We start from the raw sequence: 23,441 nt of genomic DNA, 5'->3' as shown, positions 1-23,441 counted from the left end.
ACCCCCGGGCGGACGACGGGTGTTGCGGGGCAGCGGCCTTGGGCAGCGAGTTTCCGAAGTACGGTGAGGCCCGGCTTCATCGCGTAGGTTCGTAGCCGTGATCATGCGTATACGTGGTGTCGTGCTGCCCGAGCGCGCGGAGCGCACCTTCTGGGTCGACGGAGAGCGGCTGCGGACTGAGCCGCCTGCCGGCGCGGCGGCGAAGCGGGTGGAGACCGTGGTGGACGGCGGATGGCTCCTGCCGGGCCTTGTCGATGTCCATACGCATCCGGGGGCCGAGAGCCCGGACGACGCTTTTGACGAGGCGCTGTTGCGACAGCACTTGTCGGAGCACCGGGACGCGGGCGTGTTGTTGGTGCGGACACCGGGAACCGCGGAGCGGATGCCTGGCTGGGTCGACACGGAAACCGCGTTGCCGCGTGTCCGATCGGCGGGGCAATGGCTGGCGACGCCCGGCCGGTTCTTCCCCGGGGCAGGGCGGGACATTGGTGAGGACGGACTGGCGGCGGCAGCCGTTGAGGAGGCCACGGCCGCATCGGGCTGGTGCAAGGTCATTGGTGACTGGCGATGGGATGAGCCCGCCGTACCTCTGGATGTGCTGACGGCGACCGTGGACGCGGTGCATGCCGTCGGCGGACGGGTCGCCGTGCACTGCCAGACCAGCGAGGGCTCGCGAAACGCCGTCCTGGCCGGAGCCGACAGCCTCGAACACGGGATGCACCTCGATCCGGAGCTGTTGGACCTGATGGCCGGGCAGGGCACCGCTTACGTACCGACCCTGTCGGCGTTCGCCGGGAGTGCCGAGGTCTGGCGGGGGCGCGAATCCAGCGCACGGCGCTCGAACTGGCTCGACGGCTGGCAGGGGATGATCGACAACGTACGACTGGCGCACGAGGCCGGCGTCACCGTCCTCGCCGGAACGGACACCTTTCCGTGCGGCACGGTCGCCTCGGAGTCCCAATGGCTGCTGCGGGCGGGGATGCCGGCTGAAGAAGCGCTCGGGGCCGCCTCATGGACAGCACGGGACTGGTTGGGGCTGCCCGGCCTGGTCGATGGAGCGCCCGCCGATCTCGTCGCGTACGACCAGGACCCTGTCGCGGAGCCGGCGGCCCTCGGGCAACCGATGCGCGTGATTCTGCGGGGCCGCATCGTGCGCTGACCTCGTGTCCGCTCACGCCGTGTCCGCTCACTGTGCGGAAGTGTCCAGGCTGTCAGTGCCCCGTACTAGGGTCGCCGGATGACTGAGCCCTCCTACCTTGCGGCGGTCCGGGAGTCGTACGACACCGTCGCCGCCGACTACCTGAAACGCGTCAAGACTCCGGCGGAGCTGGATCCGTTGTCACGCGCGATGCTGGCCGTGTTCGCCGAAGTGGCGCAGGCGGCCGACCGCGGGCCGGTCGCAGACGTGGGATGCGGCCCCGGCCTGGTGACGGCGCATCTGGCGGACCTCGGGGTGTCCGCGTTCGGCATCGACCTGTCCCCGAAGATGATCGAGCTCGCCCGGCAGGCACATCCGAGGCTGGACTTCACTGTGGGATCGATGACCGCGCTGCCGATCCGGGACGAGGAGCTCGGCGGCATCCTGGCCTACTACTCCACCCACCACACGCCCCCGGAACTGTTGCCCGTCGTGTTCGCGGAATTCCATCGCACGCTCGCGCCCGGCGGCCGGCTGATGCTGGCCGGTTACGTGGGAGACGACGAGCACCTGCGTCCGGCGCAGGCGTATGGCGGCCATCCGGTGTCCTATGAGTCCCACTTGTTGCCGGCGGATCGCATCGTCGGGCTGTTGGACCGGGCCGGACTCGTCATCACCTCGCGACTGGTGCAGGAGCCCGACAGCGGAGCCAAGAGGACGGTCGCCACCTTTCTGGCGCGAAAACCCGAACGACCGTGACCATACGGGCACAGCCGGCCTCGCCTCGGTCGGTCTCCCTGGCACACGTGCCCGCGTACTCGTTCGATAGGTTGGCTGGTCATGTGGGCATTGAACGCCGGTGGGTACCGTCGGCTGGGCGCGGTCGGCTCCGTCGCGGCCGCTGTGGGCGGCTGGGTCGCCGGTACGCTGCCGGCCCGTGACCCGTGGGGCCTCTGGGTGCCCCATGGGTCGGTGGTGACCGTGGCGGGCGAGGTCCTGGCCTACGTCGGGCTGACGCTGCTGGTCGTCGCCTGGTGGCGGTACGGCAGGACCGGGGCCTCCACGCGGGACACGCTCGTCACCCTTGCCTGGTGGGCGACCCCGCTCGCGCTGGCGCCGCCGCTGTACAGCGCCGATGTGTACAGCTACATCGCCCAGGGCGCGATGGTCCTCGAAGGACACGACGTCTACAGCGCGGGGCCGTCCGTCCTCGACCCCGCCGGGCTCGGCGGCGACGCCGCCGCGAGCGTCGGAGGGAACTGGACCGACTCTCCCGCGCCGTACGGTCCGTTCTTCCTGATCCTCGCGCGCGGCGTGACCTGGGTGACGGGCGGGACGATCGTCCCCGCCGTACTGGGGATGCGTCTCATCGCCGTGGGCGCGCTGGTGCTGATCGTGTGGGCGCTGCGGCATCTCGCGCGGGAGCGCGGCACGAGCGAGAGCGGCGCGCTGTGGCTCGGGGTGCTCAATCCGCTGTTGCTCACGCATGTGATCGGCGGCATGCACAACGACGGGCTGATGATCGGTCTCATGCTCGCGGGCGTGGTGCTCGCCCTGCGCGGCAGGTGGATCGCGGGGGGCGCGCTCGTCGGGCTCGCCATGATGGTCAAGTCCCCGGCGGCGATGGCGTTGCTGTTCATCGGCGTGTTCGTGGGCAGGGCGGCGACCGGCCCGCTCGTACGACGGGTGGCGAGGGGTGTGGCGCCCGGCCTGGTCGCGGTGGCGGTCGCCGTCGCGGCGGCGCTGCTCGGCGGCACCGGGTTCGGCTGGCTCAGGACCCAGAGCGTCGCGGGCACCATACATACCGCGCTGTCGGCCACCAGCGATCTCGGTCTCGGCCTCGGCGAACTGCTGCACCTGCTGGTCGGGACCGATCCGGGCCCGGTCAAGACCGCCGTCCAGAACCTGGGGCTGGGGGTGGCGCTCGTACTGATCGCGTGCCTGGCGTGGCGGTCGGCGCGTGGGCGCGAGGGCTCGGCCCGCGGCGCGGCCGCTGCCCGGGCCGTGGAGCCCGCCCACGCCTCGGGCACCCACGCTTCGGACACCGCCCACGCTTCGGACACCGTGCGTGCCTCGGACGGCGGGCGCGCCTTGGATCCGGTTCATGCCCTTGGCCTGGCTCTGCTGGCCCTGGTCGCCCTCTCGCCCATGGTGCAGCCCTGGTACCTGCTGTGGGGCGTGACGGTGATCGCCGCCACCGCGCCGCACGGCCGCACCGCCACGGTGCTGACCGTGCTGTCGGCAGCGCTCGTGTACGAGACCCATCCCTCCGGGGCGACCCCGTGGTACGGCTTCGTGCTGGTGGGCGTCGTGTGCGTGATCGGCACACTTCTCGTACGCCGCGACTCGAACGCACCGGGCGAGGTCCGGGTGCCGGGTGACGAGCTTGCCGTAGGCGCTCACCGCACGTAGCCACTCGCGTTCCGCGCCACCTCAGCCCCGGCTCGGCCGACGGCCCGCTGCCGAGAGGCAGGCTCGCCTGCCGATGCGGGCCTCGCAGGCGCACGCCACCGGGTCGGTGCGTGTGACGTTCTCGGCCCGGCCTCCGCTTGGTTCCGGGAGGGGGCGATCCCCCCTTTCCGGGTGCCGTCGCGGTGGCCGGAAGCAGTGGCGTGGGAGGGGAGTTGCTGTGAATCCGGGTGAGGGCGGGAGACGGTTACCGACGGCGGGGGAGATGCGGTCGGGCGTGGCCGAGTTCGTGCGGCGGGTGACCGCGAGGAATCGGCTGCCACTGGACTATTCCGTGGCGAGCCTGCGCGTGGTGGACCGCGTCGTCGACGGGTTGCGCAGCGCCACGACCGACAGCAGAAGCGTTTCGGCGGAACTGTTCTGGCTCGGCGCCTACACGGGGGAAGTACTGGTGCGGCGGGCCGGCGCGGTGTGGGTGGACTTCGACGCCGAGCAGCGGAAGCTTTTCGGTCAGCCGACGGGCGTACGGATGCCTGACGGGAGGATCTGGAACCCGATCGGCAAGGTGGCCAAGCGATTCGAGATGGGCCGGGAGGAGTCCGTACAGCGGATGTATCTGCTGCTGCACGGACGTGGGCGGGCCGCGGTCGCGTGACGCCGGGGCCGGGGCGGCCGATGGCGTCACCGGCCTGCCTGCCTCGGCCGCTACCGCTCCAGGCGGGGCGGGTGGACCGCCACCCACGTGAGGAACGCGGATCCCCGCCCCCGGGTGACCCCGCCCCCGGGTGACCCCGCCCCCGGCTGACCCCGCCCCCGCCCTCACGCGCTGTCAGCCACGCGGGCCGTCAGTCGCGCGCCGACTTGCGCTCCGTACGGTCGGCGACCGGTACGCCGAGGGGGCGCGCGAGGCCCACCACGCCCTCGTCGAGGCGTTGCAGATGGCGCAGTACGCGCGCGGTCACCGTGTCCGCCGGCGGCGCGCCGGAGGCGTCGGTCTTGAGCAGGGAGGCGATGCTCGCGCCGGACTCGACCTCGCCCTCGGCTTTCCCGTCCTTGACGCGCGCGGCGAGCACTTCGATGTTGTGGGCGATACGCCGGCCCGCCCGCCCCAGTCGCGGGTCGGCCGTGACGGTCCTGCTCTGCGGTACCAACTCGGCCGTCGCCGCCAGGGAACGGGCGTGGTAGGCGCAGGTCTCCAGCAGCGCCACCAGATAGCGGACGGTCTGCCGCCGGACGCGCAGCGGGGAGAACGGATGCGTCAACGGCTTGGTGGAGTCGCGCAGATCGTCCAGCGCGGTGTCCAAGTCCCGCGCCTTGCTCAGCAGGTCGGACGCGGGGCCGCCGCTGAGCTGCTCCACCGCCGCCGACACCACATCGCCCAGCCGGTCCAGGACCGTGCCCAGCAGTTCGTCGGTCCGGCGGTCGGTGTGCACCGGCAGCACCAGTACGGCCGCGATGATGCCGCAGGCGGCGCCGAGCGCCGTCTCCTCGATACGCAGGACCAGCACGGCGAAGCTGTACTTGTTCAGCAGCGTGTAGAGCAGTCCCAGCATCGCCGTGACGAAGAAGGACATGAGCGCGTACGACAACGGAGCCGTGAAGAACATGGCGAAGATGAAGACCAGGACGAGCGTGAACGCCAGCCAGGTGTGGTGGCCGACCAGCCCCGCCAGCACGACACCGGCGACCACCCCGAGGACCGTACCGAGCACCCTCCGGTAGCCCTTGACCAGGATCTCCCCCGTGGACGCGGTGTTGAGGAAGACCACCCAGCAGGTCAGCACCGCCCAGTACCAGCGCTGCGTGGAGAGGAACTCACCGCCGACGATGGCCAGGACCGACCCGACCGAGACCTGGAACGCGGCCCGGGTGGTGGGGCGCTGAAGACCGGTGCGGTCCTCCTCCTCGGGCTCCTCGGGACCGGTGAGGGAGACGTCCTCGGCGTCGAACTCCTCGCGTGAACGCGTGGTCGCCGGTGAGTCGCTGGACTCGTCCTGCGGCCCGTCCAGCGCGAGCCGCAGACCCAGGACGGCGCGGGCGACCTCACCGATCCCGCGGAAGACGTCCTGGACCGCGTCCGAGGCGCGCGGCAGCCGCTCCTCGTCGCGGTAGCCGAGCAGCCTGTTGCGTACGTGCGCCAGCGCCGTACCGCGGTCGTCGGCCCCCGCGCGGGCCACCAGCAGGTGCAGCGCGTTCAGGTCCCGGCGCAGCGTCCCGATCACGTCGCCGTCGGCGGCCGTCACCAGATTCCCCGTGGCCGGCACGGGCGCGTTCGGCAGATGAAGCGTGAGGGTGTCCGCGCGCTCGGCGCTGCGGGCGTTCAACAGCAGTACGCCCAGCCGCTCCGTGGCGATCTCGGCGTCCGCGACCCGGCGTTGCAGCAGCGCCGCCGTGGCCGCGTCGCGCGTGCCCTCCTCCAGCCGGCTCTGGATCATCAGAGCCGCCTCGTGCAGCCGGGCGGTGCGCCGCCGCAGCTCGTCGAGGACCTTGTCCAGCTGCTCGGGGTCGGCGTCCAGCAGCTCGATCTGACTGCTCACGACCTGCGCGAGCCGCGCCCGGAAGGCATCGCGCAGCCGTTTCAGTACGCGCTGGGGCGTCTCCGGCACGACGGCGAACCGTACGATCGCGCTGCACGCGAAAGCGACGGCCAAGGTCGCCCACAGCACGGGCAGACCGGCGGCGCGGGCGCCCACGAACAGGGCGACGAAGTAGATCTGAAAGCCGATCAGGCCCAGGGCGGTACCGCGTTCGCCGAATCTGCGGCTGTAGACGGCGGCGAAGATCAGGGCGATGAAGACCGCGTCACCCGTGATGATCCGGGTACTGAGCAGCGCTCCCAGGGAGATCGCGGCGAGCGCGACCGGCAGGCCGAGAGCGAGCGTGACCGCCTGGCCGCGTACCTGCTTCTCCTTGATCGCGAAGGTGGAGACCATCGCCGTCATGGCGCCCGCGACCAGGTACGTGACGCCGGTGCCGAACAGGGCGAGGACGAGGAGGGTGAGCGCGATCGCCGCGACCGTCCGCAGCCCTGCCATCAGCCGCAGCAGACCCGGGTCCGACGCCGCGAGGCGATCCCAGATGCCGGTTCCGGCCCGTCGTGTCCCTGCCCTCACGCTGCCGGACTCTCCTGTTCTCCCGCCGAGTTCCGGGCTGTCGTCTTCGCTGTTGTCCGCGCTTCAGCATCGCACGAGCGGCGACGCCGGACGCGGTCGGCCGGAACCCGTCGCTCCGGTGTCGCTGACGGCCCCGTCCTCAGCGGCGTCGTACGGACGGTGCCGGGACCAGCCGGACGACGGTGTTGAGCAGATGGTCGATCACGTCCCGCGAGGGCTTGTCGGTGAGGTTGGAGAGCAGCCGGGCCAGGGTCTTGAGCAGAAACGGCGAGCCCATGACGTAGCGGTTGAGGACCGGCTGGAAGCCCGACCGGCTGAAGACGAGGTCGGCGGCGGCATTGCCGAGACGGTAGTAGCGCCCCCAGCGGCGGTTCATCTCCACGGGGTAGTTGAGCAGCACATGTTCACGCCTCGGCCCTTCGGGAAGGGCCAGCGCGAGCGCGGCCCTCTCGGCCGCGACCTCGCCGGCTTCCATGGCCTGCGCGATGCCTTCGCCGTTCCAGGGGCTGATCATGCCCCCCGAGTCGCCGACCAGCAGGAGCCCGCGCGTGTACAGCGGATGACGGTTGAAGCCGAGCGGCAGGGCCGCGCTTCTGACGGGGCCTTCGGCGTTCTCCTCACGCAGCCCCCACGCCTGGGGGGTACGGGCGAGCCAATGGTCCAGCGCGGCCCGCAGATCGGCGTTCCCGTACCGCCGGTGAGGCAGCGCGCCGAGACCGACATTGACCCGGCCGTCGCCCATCGGGAAGATCCAGCCGTAGCCGGGCAGGTAGTGATCGTTCCCCGGATAGCGCAGATCGGCCCACAGCTCCAGGTACTCGTCCTGGGAGCGTTCCGGGCTGCGGTAGTAACGGCGGGCGGCCGTCGCGATCTGCCTGTTCGGGTCCCGTTGCAGGCCCATGGCGAGGGCGAGTCGGGCGGAGGCGCCGTCGGCGGCGATGACGATCGGCGCGCGGTAGACCGCGGGCTCCCCGGCTCCGGCCGCCGCCCCATCAGCCGCTCCGGCCCCTGCGGTGACACCCGTCACCCGGCCGGCGTGATCGGTCACCGGGCTCGTCACCTTCACGCCTTCGCGCAGCCGTGCTCCGGCGGCGACCGCGCGCCGGGCCAGGATGTCGTCGAAATCGTGCCGGCTGCGCGAGAGACCGAAGTCCGGATAGCTCCCCAGGCCGGGCCAGTCGATATGGACCCGGTGCTCCCCGGCCACCCATCGCATCCCGCGTGAGCGCATCCACCCCGGAGCCTTGATGTCGATGCCCATCCGGATGAGCTGGTGCACCGCCCGCGGGGTCAGTCCGTCGCCGCACACCTTTTCGCGGGGGAAGCGGGTCTTCTCCAACAGCAGGACATCGACGCCCGCCGCCGCCAGATGGTAGGCGGCGGACGAGCCCGCCGGCCCAGCCCCCACCACGATCACCTCGGCTTCGTCCATCGGGAACCCCTTCCTGGGAGAACCGGTGCCGCACCGAAGAGGGCAGCCCTGCACGTCATCATCGGTCAGGACAAGCCGATGCGGAACCTGGCCCCCTCGGCGCGGAAGCCGCGAACACCCTTCAGAAAGGCTTTTCACTCCCGTGGATGGTGCCGTGGACAACAGAAGGAGTATGTCGCCGCGTGAAGTGGCGAACCCAGCCGCCCGCCCGGAAAGTCCGGGAGTCCGGGCGGCGGTTCCGAAGCGACTGACTCCGCCCCCGTCGGACACCCCTCGGGCCTGTCCGGCGGATCTCCGCCGGTCCGCGCAGATCCGCCGGACAGGACCACTAACCCTTGAGCGGGCCGCCGTTGATGGCGACCCGCTGCCCGTAGCGGGTGAACGGGTAGTAGTCGTACGTCGCGTGGTGCTGCACGCAGCGGTTGTCCCAGAACACCAGCGTGTTGGGGCTCCACCGGACGCGGCAGCTCAGCAGCGGCCGGTTCGGCACCACGTCGAACAGCATGTCGAGCACAGCCCGGCTCTCGTCGGACGACAGCTGCGGTATCCGCCCGGTATAAGCCCTGTTGACGTAGAGGATCGGCCGGTCGGTCTCGGGGTGACGCACCACCAGCGGGTGTTCGCTCTTGGGGATCACATATCCCGGCGGCGGGGTGTGGCCCTGAAAGGCGATGAGACCGTCATGGATGGCGGTCATGCCGTCCAGGAGTTCGCGCATGGCCGGCGAGAGCATCTCGTAGGCCAGATGCATATTGGCGAACAGCGTGTCGCCTCCACTGCCCGGCTCCGGTACGCGGGTGAGGTAGAGCATCGAGCCCAGCGACGGTTCCGCGTCGGCGGTGCCGTCGGCGTGCCAGCCGTTGCCCGCCACGTTCGCCGCCTCGGCGGTGGTGCTGATCTCCAGGATGTAGGGATCGCCTTCCTCCGGCGGCGGGTTCACCGGGCGCAGCTCGCCGAAGTGACCGGCGAAGCGCTTGTGGTCCTCCTGTGTGAGGATCTGGTCGCGGAAGACCAGGACATGGTGGTCGAGGAACGCCGTCTTCACCTCGCCCAGTTGCTCCGCCGACAGCTCCTTGGAGAGGTCGACGCCCGAGACCTCGGCGCCTATGACGGGTGTGAGGGAGTCGACCTCGATCGTCCGGTACTCCCTCGGGGGGCGTGAGGTGACGCGTTCCAGGGCGTCCAGTTCGTACTGCTCCACAACGTCCTCCTGTGAGGTGGGAAAACTGGTTTGGGTCTCCGCACGCGCTAAAGCCCGCGGGCCAGCAGGTCGGCGGGTCGGCGGGGCGGGCGGGGCGGACGGCGGGTGGGGTGAGTCGGCCGGTGTCGGTGGCCGGTCGGGCAGAGGCGCCCTCCCCGGCCGAGGGGCCGGCGGCGGGACCGAGACGCAACGTCTCCACGCCGACGCGATCAGCGGTGCTCGGGCGCGTCGTACGAGGCCGCGTTGATCGCCTCGGCCACCGCCCGCACATACGGCGGCCGGACGACGCCGTAGTGCGTGGTGTCGAGCCGGTGCCAGGAGGTGGGCTCCGGGAGGTACGGCCGCCAGAGCGCCCACTGTTCCTCCGGGGAGCCGAGCGACGGCATGCCCGCCACCGGCCGCTCCGCCAGCCACAGCCGGCTCGGCGTGACGGCGAGCCGCCGCACCCGGTGCTCGGCCATGCTGAGCAGATTGGCCCGGCAGCAGTGGGCGAGCCGCTCGGCATAGGCCCGCGCGTGCTCACCGGCCGACGCGCCCCCGCTGTCGCCGAGTTCGGCCGCGAACACCGCTTCGAGCTGCGTCTCGTCGTACGCCTGGAACAGCCCTCCGGCACCTGGCGGCGGCGGGTCGAGCAGATGCAGCGCCTCCACGGGCCGTCCGGCCGCCTCCGCCTCCGCGGCCATCTCGGCCGCCACCCAGGCACCGAACGACCAGCCGGCCAGCCGTGGGCGCCAGGCCGTGTCGGGGAAGCGCGCGAGCAGCGCGGCGCGGTACCGCCGGGCCCGTTCGGCCAGGGTCCAGGCCGGCGATACGGGCCGCCGCAGCGCGGGGTCGGCGATGAGACAGACGGTCAGCCGGGGGTCGAGGGCGGACACCAGTGAGCGGTACGCCTGGATGTCACCGCCGACGGGGTGCACCAGGCAGAGCACCTCGCGTCCGGTGCCCTCCTGCCAGACCTCCAGGGCCACGTCCTCCGCCACGACCGATCCGGCCGCTGCCTCGGCGGGGGTCGCCCGGTCGAGTCGTGTCAGGATCTCGTTGAGCGAGACCCGGTGGCTGAGCCACGACAGTTCGAGTTCGACACCGAAGTGCCGTTTGACCTCGCTGATCAGATCCAGCATCGTCAGCGAATCCGCGCCCAGGTCGTAGAGCGGTACGTCCGGGTCGAGTTGGTCGACGCCCACCCATTCGGACAACCGCTCGGTGAGAAGACCCGCCGCCGTGTCCGTGGCCCGGCCGAAATCCGCGACAGATGCCGCCGATGCCGCTGGTGCCGCGTAGAACACGCGGGACTCGTCCAGATTGGTCGTCGAGACGAGGAGCTGAGGCAATTGCAGCCCGACCGCTCGCGCGAACAGCCGCTTTCCCTCGTCCACCGTCAGACCGACCGACAGATGCGCCTGATGGCGGGCGTCGGACAGGGGCGCCCGCAGCGCCATCCCGGCCTCGCGCCACACATCCCAGTTGACGCTGATCCGCGCGGTGGTCTCGGCGTCGCCCGACCGGTGGTGGGCGAAACCGTCGAGAAGAGCGTTGGCGGCGGTGTAGTCGAACTGGCCGACGCCGCCGAGCAGCGCCGACATCGACGAACAGTAGACCGCGACCGTCGGCCGGTAACGCTCGATCAACTGCTCCATCAGCAGGGCGCCTTGTACCTTGGCCGCCGTTGCCTCCCGCATCGCGGTGGCGTCACGCCGTACGAGCAGACCGCCGGCCGCCACGCCGGCCGCGTGGACCACACAGTCGAGCCGCGCCGTCCGCCGGCCGATCCGGGACATGATCTCCTCGGGCGCCGACGCGCCGAGGTCCGCCTCGATCAGCTCGACCCGGTCGGTCCAGGGCGCCAGTTCCTCCGGGAGGCGGGAGGTTCTGGCCAGCAGCAGGACCCGGCCGTCGGTCCGCTCAAGGAGCCAGGCCGCGAGGGCGGTGCCGATGCCGCCCGTGCCGCCCAGAATCAGATGGACGCCCTCCTCGGCCGGCAGCGCCACGGGGGTGACGCCGGCCGGGGACACCGGCAGCGTGATCTGCTCCCACCAGTAGCCCTGGCGCAGTGCGAGCTGTCTCGGCAGCCGGGCCCCGGGGCCGGTGTTGGGACCGGCGTCCGTCTCGTCGTCCGTATCGGCGTCCGCGTCAGCCAGCAACGCGGCCAGTCGTGGAGCCCAGTCCGCCAGATCGGCGCCGGGGAGGTCCAGCCAGTGGCCGTCCACCGGACCTTCCTGCGGTGCCACCTCGACGGCACCGGCCAGCAGGTTCAGTTCCGGCCGCAGTACGGAGCCGTCGACGGGTTTGGCGCGGTACGACAGCCACCACGGTCGCACGTCCGGTGCCCCGGGCCCGTCGGCCACCGCCCGCACCAGCGCGGCCGGCGCGTCGAGGCACGCCCGCTGGGCGTGCGCCAGCGTGCCGGAACCGACCGGGCCCTCGACAGCGAGTGGCAGCGCGTGCAGCCAGTCGATGCCGTCCCGGCCCGCTTCGGCGAGGGCGTCGAGCAACTGGCGCACCGATACGTGGTCGGACGGGTCGACCTCGAATACGTCATCGCCCCGCCGGGCGAAGGCACCGGCCGCGCTGACCCGTACGACACGGGCGTAGACCGCCTCGAAGGCGCGGACCGTTTCGGGCGGCGCCGGACGGTCCGTCAGCACCGCCAGCAGACGGGAGGTACGCGACGCGGTTGCGGGGGCGGCGCGGCGCAGCCGTACCCAGTGGGGCTGACGCAGCCAGTCGGCCTCCGGAAGCCGTCGTGGTCCCTCGCCGCCCGCCGGATCGATCGGGCTCGCCGGCCGCGTGGCGCGCGCGAAGTCGTACTCCGCCAGCTCGAAGGCGGGCGGCGGGAAGTCCCAGGGCGCCTGCGCGGGCCCGGCCGGCCAGTCGATCCGCCGTCCGGCCCGCCACGCGTCGGCCAGGTCCTGCGCCGGCCGTCCCACCGCCGCGACCGATTCCCCGGCCGGCTCTTCAGTGACGGTGACGGCGACGGTGCCGGAGGCCGGAACCGCCGTACGCAGCCACTCCACCGCGGTCGACGCGTCCGGGCAGACCGCCGCGATCCGCAGGCGCCGCGCCGGCCGGCCCGCCTGGAGATGGCGCAGCACCGTCCCGTACGCCTCGGGACGGGCCGTCAGATAGTCGGCGATCCGGGCGGCGTCCATACGCAGACCGGCCTCGCTGCTGCTCGACAGCACCAGGCAGGGTTCGGTGGCGACCGGCGCGAAAGCACCATCCGGCTCATCGGCTTCGAGGAGCACATGGGCGTTGGTGCCACCGATGCCGAAACTGCTGACCGCCGCCACCCGGTCACGCCCGGCGGGCCAGGGCCGCGCCTCGGTCGGGATGTAGAACGGCGTCGGGTCAGGGCCGATCCGGGGATTGAGGGCGTGGAAATCGGCGTGCGGCGGAATGAGGCCGTGGTGCACGGCGAGCGTGGCACGCACCAGCCCGACCACGCCGGCTGCCGCTCCCAGATGACCTATCTGGCTCTTGACCGAGGTCAGCGCGCAGCGACCGGATTCCGCCAGGTCGAACGCCTGCCGCAGCGCGCCGACCTCGACCGGGTCGCCCAGCCGGGTGCCGGTGCCATGGGCCTCGACATAGCCGAGGTCGGCCCCGCTCCGGCCGCCGCGGCGCAGGGCGGCGCGGATCACCTCACGTTGACCGGAGAGCGAGGGCGCGCTGTAACCGAGCTTGTCGGAGCCGTCGTTGTTGAGAGCCGAGCCGGTGATCAGCGAGTAGACGGTGTCGCCGTCGCGCCTGGCCAGTCTCAGGGGCTTGAGCACCACCACGCCGACACCGCTGGCGCCGATGGTGCCGCTCGCGTCGTCGCTGAAGGCCCGGCAGTGGCCGTCCACGGAGAAGATGTGCTGCGGCCGGTAGCGGTATCCGTCGGTCAGCTCCGTATCGACCAGCACCCCGCCGGCCAGCATCACGTCGGCGTCTCCCTGGCGCAGCAGCCCGGCGGCGAGGTGGACGGCGACCAGTGAACTGGCGCACGCCGCCTGGGCGGTGAAGGCGGGCCCCGTCAGGCCCAGGTGGTAGGCGGCCTTCGTCGCGAGGAAGTCCTTCTCGTGGTGCAGGGCCAGCTGGAAGCCGTCGGGCAGCTGCCCGGGGTCGGCCTCGCGCAGCATGGCCTGGAAGTAGGTGTTCTCACCGGCACCGGCGATCAGCCCGACGCGCCGGGCGGAGGGGTCGGCGATTCCGGCGTGCGCCAGCGCGTCGGCACAGCTCATCAGCAGATGGCGCTGCTGGGGGTCCATCAGCCTGGCCTCCTGCCGGCTGATGCCGAAGTGGTCCGGGTCGAACGCCAGCAGACCGTCCATCTGGCTGCGCGCGCCGATGACGCCGTCGGGGGCGTCGAAGTGCTCGATACCGCTGCCGCCCGCCTTCACCATGTCCCAGAAGGCGGACAGGTCCGGGGCGCCGGGCAGCCGTACCGCCATGCCGATGACGGCGATCGGTTCGTCGCCCGCAGCCGCCGTGGTGGCGTGGTTCGTGTCGTACCGCGGTGCCCGCCCGTCGAGGAAGCGCGCCAGCGCGCGGAGCGTGACGTGTTCGAACAGGTCGGCGACGGTGAAGCGCAGGCCCAGTTCGGCGGTGCAGCGCAAGTGGAAGCGCATCAGTCCCAGGCTCGACGCGCCGGTGTCGAAGAAGGTCTGATCGGGGCCGATGGCCGAGCCGGTCACCGCCTCGAACGCCTCTGCCAGCCGGGCCTCTTGCGGCGAGAGCGGGTTCGACGGGACGCCCGCGGGGACGGCCGCCGCGTCGGGGTCACGGCGCAGCTCCTCGCCCGGAGCGCGCAGGGCGGCGGCGCGGTCCAGCTTGCCGCTGGGGGTACGCGGCAGGGCGGTCAGCAGCCGAAAGCGGTTGATCCGTACATGGGGCGGCAGAAGGGGCGCCAGATGGGCTGTAAGAGACCGGGCGGTCAGGGTCAGGTCCGGTGTCTGCCCCGGCGTCCGGTCGCGGTGCTGGAGGCAGGCCACCAGCTCGTCGCCGTCACGTACCACCACCGCCTGGACGATCTCCGGGTGGCGCAGCAGCGCCGCCTCGACCTCTCCCAGCTCCAGCCGGTGTCCGCTCAGCTTGATCTGATCGTCGTCCCGGCCCCGGTAGTGCAGCAGGCCCTCCCGGTCGAAGCTCGCGCGGTCGCCGCTGCGGTAGAAGAGCCCGAGGCCGGGCAACTCCACGAAGCGCGTGGTGTTGAGCTCCGTATCGCCCAGATAGCAGCGGGCGGCCATCGTGCCGCCGATCAGCAGGTCACCCGTGCGGCCGGGCGGCGCGGGCTCACCCGCCCCGTCCACCACCCGCAGCACCGCGCCCGCCACCGGCCGGCCGATGGCCGGGCGGTCCGGCCAGCGCGCCGGGTCGCCTTCGAGACAGAGGGCGCTCACCACATGCGTCTCGGTCGGACCGTAGTGATTGAACAGCCGCGCGCCCGGCATGCCCGCGAACCAGCGGCGGATCGCGTCGGTGCACACCAACTGCTCGCCCGCCGTCACCACCTCCCGCAGTCGCGAGGGGTATCTGCCCAGGTGTACGGCGTGCTCGGCGAGGAGCTGGAGCGCCACGTAGGGCATGAAGACGCGCTCCACACCGGCCGATTCCAGCTGATCGAGGAGCGCGGGGGCGTCCTGCCGCCAGCCGGGCCGCACCAGATGCAGACACCCCCCGGTCCACAGGGTGCCGAAGATCTCCTGGAAGGACACGTCGAAGGAGAGCATGGAGAACTGCTGGGTGGCGGCGGGCGCCGCCAGACCGCCCGACTCCGTCTGCCACTGCAACAGATTGCACAGGGTGCGGTCCGACACCCGCACACCCTTCGGGGTGCCGGTGGAGCCCGAGGTGAACAGGGTGTAGAGCGGACGGGCACCGTCGTGCGAGGCCGGGGCCGAAGCGGGCGGAGCGGCCGGAGCGGACGGGCCGCCGGTGGTCGACAGGGTGACGACGTGCCGTACGGTGCCGCCCGGATCGACGGCGTCGAACGCCGCGTCGCCGCCGGGCGGGAGCAGCACGCAGAGCGGCTCCACCTGCTCCAGGATCCGCCGCAGCAGCGCCGGGGGGTAGGACGGGTCGAGCGGCACGATGGTCAGGTTGAGCCGGGCCAGCGCCAGGAGCGCCACCACATGCTCGACCGAGGGTTCGAGGAACAGCGCGACATGGCACGGCCGGTCGCCCTCCTCCGGCAGCGCGTGGTCCGCCCGCAGCTCGGCGGCGAGCGCCGCCGCGCGTGCGTCGAGTTCGGCGTAGCTGATGGCGCCGTCGCCGCTCATCAGGGCCGGCGCGCCGGGCGTACGCGCGACCTGCCGCGCGAAGCCGTCCGCCACCGTCGTACAGATCAGGGGCACCGGCTCGGCGCGGCCGGGCTCGGGCAGCGCGCGGCGGTACGGAGCCGCCAGCTCGGCCGGGGTCGCGCTCGCCCCGACGGCGAGCAGATCCAGAGCGCGCCCGAACAGACCGGCCATCGCCTCGACTTCGGCGGCCTCGAAGTGGTCCTCGGCGTACTCCCACAGGCAGTCGAGACCATCCGGGTGCTCGACGACGGACAGCGTCATCGGGCACTTCGCCTCGGCCGGTGCCCACCACAGCGGCCGGGAGGTGCAGTCCGGCAGCGCCAGCGCGCCGAAGTCGGTGTTCTCCAGGACGAACAGGAAGTCGAACGGCGGCGCCCCGCCGGCGCCCGTCTCGCGGTCGGCCAGTACATCGGCCAGCGCCACGTCCTGCCGGTCGAGCACCTCCCGCGCACCGGCGCCCAGGCGCAGCAACTGGCCGCGCAGCTCCTCGCGCGGCGCGACGGTCAGCGGCAGCAGGACGGTATTGGCGAACATGCCGACACTGGCCTCGAACTCCCGCACCGGCCGGTTGGCCACGGGACCGGCGACGCGCGGACGGGTCAGGCCGGTCACCCCGTACAGACTCCACGCGAAGACCCCGAGCAGCAACTGAAAGCGTGTCAGGCCCAGTTCGACGCAGAGCCGGTCAACGGCGGCGCGGCGTACGGCGTCGAGCGAGGTGTGCAGCAGCCGCGCCCGCGAGGACGGCCGGGAGCCGGCCGGTGTCAGCGATTCGTCAGGCCCGACCGTCTCGTCCAGCCCGGCGTAGTGGGCGCGCAGCCCGGCGCGCTGGGCCAGGTAGGCGGGGCCGGCGAACCACTCGGCCTGCCAGGCGGCGTAGTCGAGCGGGGTGGGCGCCCCGGATCCGGACGGGGGTACGGGACCCATCGCCTCCGGTGCGTCCTCGCCCCGGAGAGCATCGGCGTACCCGGCCGATATATCCGCCAGCAGCACACTGAGCGACCAGCCGTCGACCGCGATGTGGTGCAGGTGCAGCGACAGCAGCCCGCCACCCTCGTGGGGCAGCCAACTCGCGCGCAGCATCCGGGGTTCGGCCAGATCGAAGGGACGGCCGAAGAACCGGTCGGCGAGGGCCCGCCCGCCCATGTCCTCGCCGTCCGCCTCCCCGTCCACACCGTCCTCACGGAGTGCTTCCGGCTCGGGGTCGGTCCACGGGTCGTACGGTTCGCCCACGATCTGGCGCAGCCCCTCGGGCGTCGCCTCGAAGCCCGTACGCAGCGCCGGGTGACGCTCCACCAGTCGCCGCAACGACCTCCGCAGCGCGACCGCGTCGACCGTCCCCTCCAGCCGGAAGACCTGTCCCACGTGGTAGGCCCGGGACCCCGGCGTCCGCTGTTGCAGGAGCCACAGGCGCTGCTGTTCGCTGGTGGCCGGAGCCGTACGCGCTCCCGTGGGGGCGGCCGGCACCGGATAGGGCGAGTCACCCGTGTTCCTGTTCCTGGCCCTGTCGATCGCCTCGGCGATCCCGGCGAGGTTCCCGTCGAGGACGAGTGCCTGGGGCAGCTCGGAGCCCCAGCGCCGCCGTACCTCGAAACGCAGCCGCAGGGCCTTGAGCGAGTCGCCGCCGACGGCGATCCAGCGGTCGTCGAGGCGCGCTTCCGGCACCCCCAGGATCTCGGCGGCCAGGCCCAGCACCTCGCGCTGCCAGGCGGTGGCGGCCGGTTCGTGGCCGTGCTGACTCCGCCAGGGGCGATGGCCGGCGCGCAGCAACGCGGCTTGGTCGACCTTGCCGTTGGCGTTACGGGGGAGCGCGTCCACGACATGGATGTGGTGCGGTCGCATGTACGCCGGCAGCCCGGCCGCGAGATGGCGGTCGAACTCCTCGAAGGACAGTTCCTCGCCCAGCACCACATAGGCCAGCAGCTCGTTGGGTCCGTGCTCGCCGTCGCGGCGGACGCCTACGTACGCCTGGCGTACGGCGGGGTGTGCGACGATCCGCCGTTCCAGCTCGCCGGGTTCGATCCGGAAGCCCCGGACCTTCACCTGGCGGTCGGCGCGGCCGACGTACTCGACCAGGCCGTCGGCGTCGGCGCGTACCAGGTCGCCGGTGCGGTAGTGGAGCGTACGGCCGCCGTCGTGCCAGGGGAGCCGGACGAAGCGGCGCGCCGTCTCCTCGGGCAGAGCGCGATAGCCGGCCGCGAGACCCTCGCCGGCCAGCAGGAGTTCGGCCGTCTCACCGGGCGCGGCCGTACGCGTGGTGCCGGGGACCACCAGCAGCACGTCCGTGCCCGGCAGCGCCCGGCCGATCGGCACCCGGTCCCCGTCGAAGTCGCGGGGGATGGGGTGGCACAGCGCGAAGGTGGTCGACTCCGTCGGTCCGTAGACGTTGTGGAGTTGGGTGGCGCTCGCCGTGTTGTGGCCGTACCAGCGGCGTATCAGACGGGCGTTGAGCTGCTCACCGCCCACCAGGACCTGCCCGACCCCGGCGAAGCAGTCGGGCACGGTGTCGACCACCGCGTTGAAGAGCGCCACCGTGACGAACGCTGTGTCGATACGCTCGCGCACCAGCGCCGCCGCCAGCTCGTGCGGTGTCTGGACGGCCTCGTCGCCGAGGATCACACAGCAGCCGCCGGTCAGCAGCGGTACCCAGACCTCGAAACTCAGCGCGTCGAACGCCGGGTTGGACAGACAGGCGAAGCGCGCGCCCGCCGCCTGCCGGATGTATCCGGGCCGGGCGAGGCGCAGGATGCCGGCGTCCCGTACCTCGACTCCCTTGGGACGGCCCGTCGTTCCCGAGGTGTAGAAGAGGAAGGAGACCGGTGCGCCGGTGAACGGCGGCTCGGGCTCGGTCTGTTCACCGTCTCCCGTCGTCAGGAGCCCGGCCACCGGGAGCGGTTGTACGGAGTCCGGCAGGGCGTCCGGGGCGGCCGTCCCGTCATGGATCACCGCCACACTGGCCGAGTCCGTCAGGATATGGCGGCGGCGCTCCGGCGGGCTCTGCGCGTCGAGCGGTACGACCCGGGCGCCGAGCCGCAGGATGCCGAGCATGGCGCAGACCAGCTGCCAGGAGCGTGGCAGCGCCAGGGCCACCGCCTGGCCGGGACGGACACCGGCGCGGCGCAGCGCTTCGGCCACCGCCGCGCCCGTGGCGTCGAGTTCGGCGTAGTCGAGCCGCCGGTCGCCGTCGACCAGCGCGATGGCCCCGGGGGTGCGCAGGGCCTGCTCGTACACCCCCTGTGCCACACCGGTCGCGGGCGAGGTCGCGGGGAGGCCCGTTCCGGATCGCATCATGCCTCCCGCGCGACGGACGGACCGGCCTGCCGCTCCGCACTCGGTTGTCCGACGGCAGGCTGGAGGGCGGCCGGTTGCAGGGCGCCCGGCGGGGCGGGTTCGCCGGACATCCGGGTCAGTTCGGCCGCGATCAGTCCGGCCACCCGCGGCACCTCGGCGCTCTCCAGCATGTCCCAGTGACCGCACTCCACCGGCTCGACCAACAGGCCCCCCTCGGCACGCCGTTGCCAGAACGCGCGTACGTCCGATCCGTCCTCACCGTCCGCGGTGGCCTGGACGAGAACCAGCCGGGCCGCCGACGCCGGTGTCCGGTAGTCACGGGCGGTCATCCGGTTGTGGTTGTAGATACGGAAGTACCGGTCGATCTGGTCGTCCTCGATGCCCGGGTACATCCCGTTGAACCTGACCAGCTTCTCCCGGAACTCGGCCGCGTCCACCGGCTCGATCGCGGCGCGCTCCGCCGCGTCCTCCGTGCCGTGCGTGTCGAGCAGGACCACGCTCAGCCGGGTGTGTCCCGCCGACGCCAGCCGGCGTCCCATCTCATGGGCGATCAGACCGCCGTACGAGAGTCCGCACAGGACCAGCGACTCGTCGGGGCGTGGATCGACGAGCTTCAGATACTCCTCCGCCATGGCCTCGACGGTGGGCAGCGGTATCTCGCCGGCGTTGATACCGGGGGACTGGATGCCGTGCACACCCACCGAACCGGGCAGCGCGGCGGCCAGCGGCAGATAGCAGAAGGCGGTCCCGCCGGCCGGGTGGACACAGACCACCCGCCGCTCCCCGTCGCCCGCGCGGAACTCGATCAGGTTGTCGCCCGGCTGCCCGGGCGCCGCACCCTTCCGCAGCCGCTCGGCCAGCGCCTCGACGGTCGGGTGCAGCATGAGGTCGCGGATCGGCAGGGTCTCGCCGAACTCCTCCTGGACGGCGTGGGCCACCTTGATGGCGGAGATCGAGGTGCCGCCCAGATCGAAGAAGTTGTCGGTGACGCCGATGGCGGGATGGAGCAGCAGCCGCGTCCAGATCCGGTGCAGTGCCATCTCCACGTGATCGCGCGGAGCGGCCGTGTTGACCTGGGCGGGCAGCGCGGACCGGGAGCGCTCCAGCAGCGCCGTACGGTCCAGCTTGCCGCTCCGGTTCAGCGGCAGGCGCGGGAGTTCGACGAAGACCGAGGGGATCATGTAGTCCGGCAGCCGCTCGGAGAGCGCCGCGCGCCACGCGTACGGGGGCCGGGCCGCCGCGTCGCCCCGGCCGATGCCCGCCACCAGACGCGGTCCGCCGGGGGCGTCGCGGTCGGCGAGTACGGCCGCCTCCCGTACACCGGGCAGCTCCAGCAGCGCCGCCTCCACCTCGCCCGGTTCGATACGGAAGCCCCGCAGCTTGATCTGGTCGTCAAGGCGGCCCACGTACATGGCGTTGCCGTCCGGCAGCCAGCGGGCCAGATCGCCCGTGCGGTACATGCGCTCGCCGGGCACGAAGGGGTCGGGGACGAACCGTTCGGCCGTCAGATCCGGGCGGCCCACATAACCACGGGCCAGGCTCGCGCCCGCGAGGCAGACCTCGCCCGCCACCCCGGGCGGCACCGGCCTCAGCCGCTCGTCCAGCAGATAGAGCCGGGTGCGGGGGAGCGGCCGGCCGATCGGGCAGGGCCGGTCCAGCGGCCGTGGGTCGGTGTAGGCGGTGCTGTAGAGCGTGGCCTCGGTCGGCCCGTACCCGTAGCAGATACGCAGGCCGGGCATGGCCTGCCCCATGCGGTACAGGGCCATCTCAGGAAGGGACTCCACTCCTGTCAGCAGCTGACGCAGGGCCAGTCCCTTCAAGCGGGCCTCGGGGGCCTCGTCGATCCACTTGACATAGGACGGCGGCAGGAACGCCGTCGCGATCCGGTGTTCACGCATCCAGCCCATCAGCGCTTCCGGGTCGCCGCGCAGTTCGTCGGGGACCAGATGCAGTACGGCGCCGGTAGTGAGGGGCAGCAGGAGTTCGTGCACCGACGCGTCGAAGCCGATGCTCGACCAGGCCGACGCCGCCTCGCCGGGGGCGTCCCCGAACCGGGCCAGCCACTGGTCGAACAGGTTGGTGACGGAGTCATGGGTCACCACCACGCCCTTGGGCCGGCCGGTGGAGCCGGAGGTGTAGATGACATACGCCGGGTCCGAGGGGCGGACCGCGATCCCGGGGGCGTCGTCGCGCTGCCCCTCGGCCTCGACGGCGGTCAGGGACCGCCAGTCCGCGCGCGGTGCGTCGGGGGAGTCGCTCAGCACCAGTACGGGTACGGCGTCCTCCACCATGGCGGCGAGACGCTCGGCGGGCTGGCCCGGATCGAGCGGCAGATAGGCGGCGCCCGCCGCGAGGATGCCGAGCACACCCACCACCAGCTCCGTCGACCGCCCCGCGTGCAGACCCACCACCTGGCCGGGGCCCGCGCCCCGGCTGATCAGGGCGTGGGCCAGCCGGTTGACGCGCCGCTCCAGCGTCGCGTAGTCGAGCCGCTCGCCCGCGTGGACGAGGGCGGCGCCGGTGGGGCGGGTCCGCACCTGGGCCTCGAAGCGCTCGATCAGGCCGCCGGGCCAGGGGGCCGGGGGCGTCCCGGTCTCCTCGGCGGTGCTCCAGTCCGCCAGCAGCTCCCGGCGCTCCCGCGCGTCCATGAGAGCGACGTCCGCGACCTCCCGGCCGGGCTCCTCGGCCAGCCGCGCCAGCATCCGCGGCAGATAGCGCGCGTACCGCTCGACCGTCTCGTGGTCGAACAGGGCACGGGCGTAGTCCAGATCACCGACGATCCGGCCGTCCTCCTCCGTCAGCGCGAGCACCAGATCGAACTTGGCCGGCGCGTGCGGGATGCCGAGCGGCTCCACCTCGACATCCGGCAGATCGAGCAGGCCCCTCAGCGAGGGAACCCAGGCGAACATGGTCTGGAACAGCGGGGTGTGGGCGGCGCTGCGCGGCGGATTGACGAGTTCCACCACGCGCTCGAAGGGCAGGTCGACATGGTCCAGGGCGCCGCGGAGGGTGCTGCGCACCCGCCCCAGCATGTCGGCCCCGGTCGGCGATCCCGAAAGATCGACCCGTAGCGCGAGGGTGTTGACGAAGAAGCCCATCAGTCCGGCGACATCACCGCGCCTGCGGTTCGCCGTGGGGGCTCCGACAACGATGTCGGACTGCCCGGTCAGACGCGACAGCAGCACGGACCAGCCGGTCAGCAGAGTCGAGTAGAGCGTGGTGCCGTGCCGCTGGGCGAGAGCCTTCAGAGCCGCGGTGAGTTCCTCGTCGAGCGAGACGCGCACCCGGCCGCCGCGGTAGTCCTGCTCGGCGGGGCGCGGCCGGTCGGTGGGCAGTTCGAGCAGGGGCGGGGCGTCGGCCAGGGTCCGCGCCCAGTACGCGCTCTGCCCGGCGGGCTCGTCGCCGGCCATCCATTCCCGCTGCCAGCGGGCATAGTCGGAGTACTGCCAGGTCAGCGGTGATAGCGCGGGCTCCTCGCCACGCAGCAACGCGGTATAGAGCAGGCCCAGTTCACGCAGCATGATGTTTCTGGACCAGCCGTCGAACACGATGTGATGCACCGTGATGAGCAGCACATGGTGGTGCGCGTCCAGTACGAGCAGCCGGCCACGGGCCAGCGGGCCCCGGCTCAGATCGAACGGAGCGGTGGATTCGTCGAGTTGCCGGGCGGCGAGCCGCGCGTCGGCGTCCGGAAGCCCGGTCAGGTCCTCCACCACGAGCGTGAAACCGGTGTCCGGCGGATCGATCCGCTGGTACGCCTCGCCCGCCGCGGGGACGAAGCGGGTACGCAGCGCCTCGTGCCGGGCGACCAGCGCGTCCAGCGCGCGGACCAGCACCGCGCGGTCCAGCGGACCCCGCAGCGCGAAGGCCACCGGCTCGTTGTACGCCGCGTTGGCGCCGTCCAGCTGCGCCAGCGCCCACAGCCGCTCCTGTGCGAGCGACAGTGCCGGAGGCGTCCCGCGCTCCGGGTGCGGCGCGCCGGCGTCCTGCGCCGGTATCGCGGGCTGCCGCGTCGTGGTGGTGGTCGTGGCCGTGGTGGGGGAGGTGCGTATCGCCGACAAGACCAGCCCTTTCCCGTGGGGGAGGCTCAGTGCGGAGGTGGGATCGCGGTGGGAGCGCCGGCGCAGGGAAGGCGGCGGACGTCGTTGTCACGCGGTGCTGTGCTGCGAGCCGGTGCGGGTACGGGTACGGGTACGGGTGCCTGTGCGGGGGAGCCGAAGTGCCGATGATCGATCCCCGTACGTGCCAACCCGTACGTGCCAACCCGTACGCGTGAGCCAGTACGCGTGAGCCCGTACGTATCAACCGGTACGAATCAACCGGGACGAGTCAGCCGGCCGGGCGCGGAATCGGGGCGTCTCATCCGTCCACCCGCGCCTCTTCACTCACCAGTTTGATCAGCATGGGCCTTCAATCACTCGCATCGCTCATGTCACTGGCACACCTGTTTGGATGATGATTGGACAAGTCTTCGATCATGTCAATGGCGGCCTGAGGCACGGCTGTTCAGCGCGAGTCGGCGCCACCGACGGTTCATACGAAGCGGACGGCGAGAATGTTCAGCCCCCGCGCTGAC

The 23,441-nt window shown here is 72.1% G+C and carries 9 protein-coding genes; 4 read left to right on the top strand and 5 right to left on the bottom strand.

Annotated elements, in window-relative coordinates; genetic code table 11:
* Positions 1-103: 103 nt before the first annotated feature.
* The 4 genes from IF11_RS0101680 (at position 104) to IF11_RS0101665 (ending at position 4,202) form a co-directional block, all read left to right on the top strand.
* Positions 104-1,159, top strand: coding sequence for an amidohydrolase family protein (locus tag IF11_RS0101680; RefSeq protein ID WP_037726838.1), 1,056 nt, complete (start codon positions 104-106; stop codon positions 1,157-1,159).
* Positions 1,160-1,237: 78 nt separating this feature from the next.
* On the top strand, positions 1,238-1,897 hold the full coding sequence (locus IF11_RS0101675; RefSeq protein ID WP_030349551.1) for a class I SAM-dependent methyltransferase: 660 nt from the start codon (positions 1,238-1,240) through the stop codon (positions 1,895-1,897).
* An 81-nt stretch (positions 1,898-1,978) separates the two neighbouring features.
* Complete coding sequence (gene mptB, locus IF11_RS36265; protein WP_051745332.1) at positions 1,979-3,550, top strand: polyprenol phosphomannose-dependent alpha 1,6 mannosyltransferase MptB; 1,572 nt, start codon at positions 1,979-1,981, stop codon at positions 3,548-3,550.
* A 274-nt stretch (positions 3,551-3,824) separates the two neighbouring features.
* On the top strand, positions 3,825-4,202 hold the full coding sequence (locus IF11_RS0101665; protein WP_407706496.1) for a hypothetical protein: 378 nt from the start codon (positions 3,825-3,827) through the stop codon (positions 4,200-4,202).
* A gap of 190 nt (positions 4,203-4,392) precedes the next feature.
* On the opposite strand, the gene IF11_RS0101660 is transcribed toward IF11_RS0101665, so the two are convergent.
* The 5 genes from IF11_RS0101660 to IF11_RS0101640 all read right to left on the bottom strand — a co-directional run bounded on the left by IF11_RS0101660 (position 4,393) and on the right by IF11_RS0101640 (position 22,926).
* Complete coding sequence (locus tag IF11_RS0101660) at positions 4,393-6,582, bottom strand: FUSC family protein (protein ID WP_078490379.1); 2,190 nt, start codon at positions 6,580-6,582, stop codon at positions 4,393-4,395.
* A gap of 217 nt (positions 6,583-6,799) precedes the next feature.
* Positions 6,800-8,092, bottom strand: a complete 1,293-nt coding sequence (locus tag IF11_RS0101655) for a geranylgeranyl reductase family protein (protein ID WP_030349547.1) — start codon at positions 8,090-8,092, stop codon at positions 6,800-6,802.
* Positions 8,093-8,420: 328 nt separating this feature from the next.
* On the bottom strand, positions 8,421-9,293 hold the full coding sequence (locus IF11_RS0101650; protein WP_030349546.1) for a TauD/TfdA dioxygenase family protein: 873 nt from the start codon (positions 9,291-9,293) through the stop codon (positions 8,421-8,423).
* Between the two features lie 209 nt (positions 9,294-9,502).
* Entirely contained in the window at positions 9,503-18,865 is a 9,363-nt protein-coding gene (locus IF11_RS0101645; RefSeq protein ID WP_030349545.1) for a non-ribosomal peptide synthetase, read from the bottom strand.
* Positions 18,862-22,926, bottom strand: a complete 4,065-nt coding sequence (locus tag IF11_RS0101640; protein WP_078490319.1) for a non-ribosomal peptide synthetase — start codon at positions 22,924-22,926, stop codon at positions 18,862-18,864. The genes IF11_RS0101645 and IF11_RS0101640 overlap by 4 nt, the downstream gene beginning before the upstream one ends.
* Between the last annotated feature and the right edge of the window lie 515 nt (positions 22,927-23,441).

It is taken from the genome of Streptomyces scopuliridis RB72 (genome assembly GCF_000718095.1).
GTDB lineage: Bacteria > Actinomycetota > Actinomycetes > Streptomycetales > Streptomycetaceae > Streptomyces > Streptomyces scopuliridis.
Note: the sequence above shows the minus strand (reverse complement) of the source record. Positions and strands in the feature narration are given on the sequence as shown.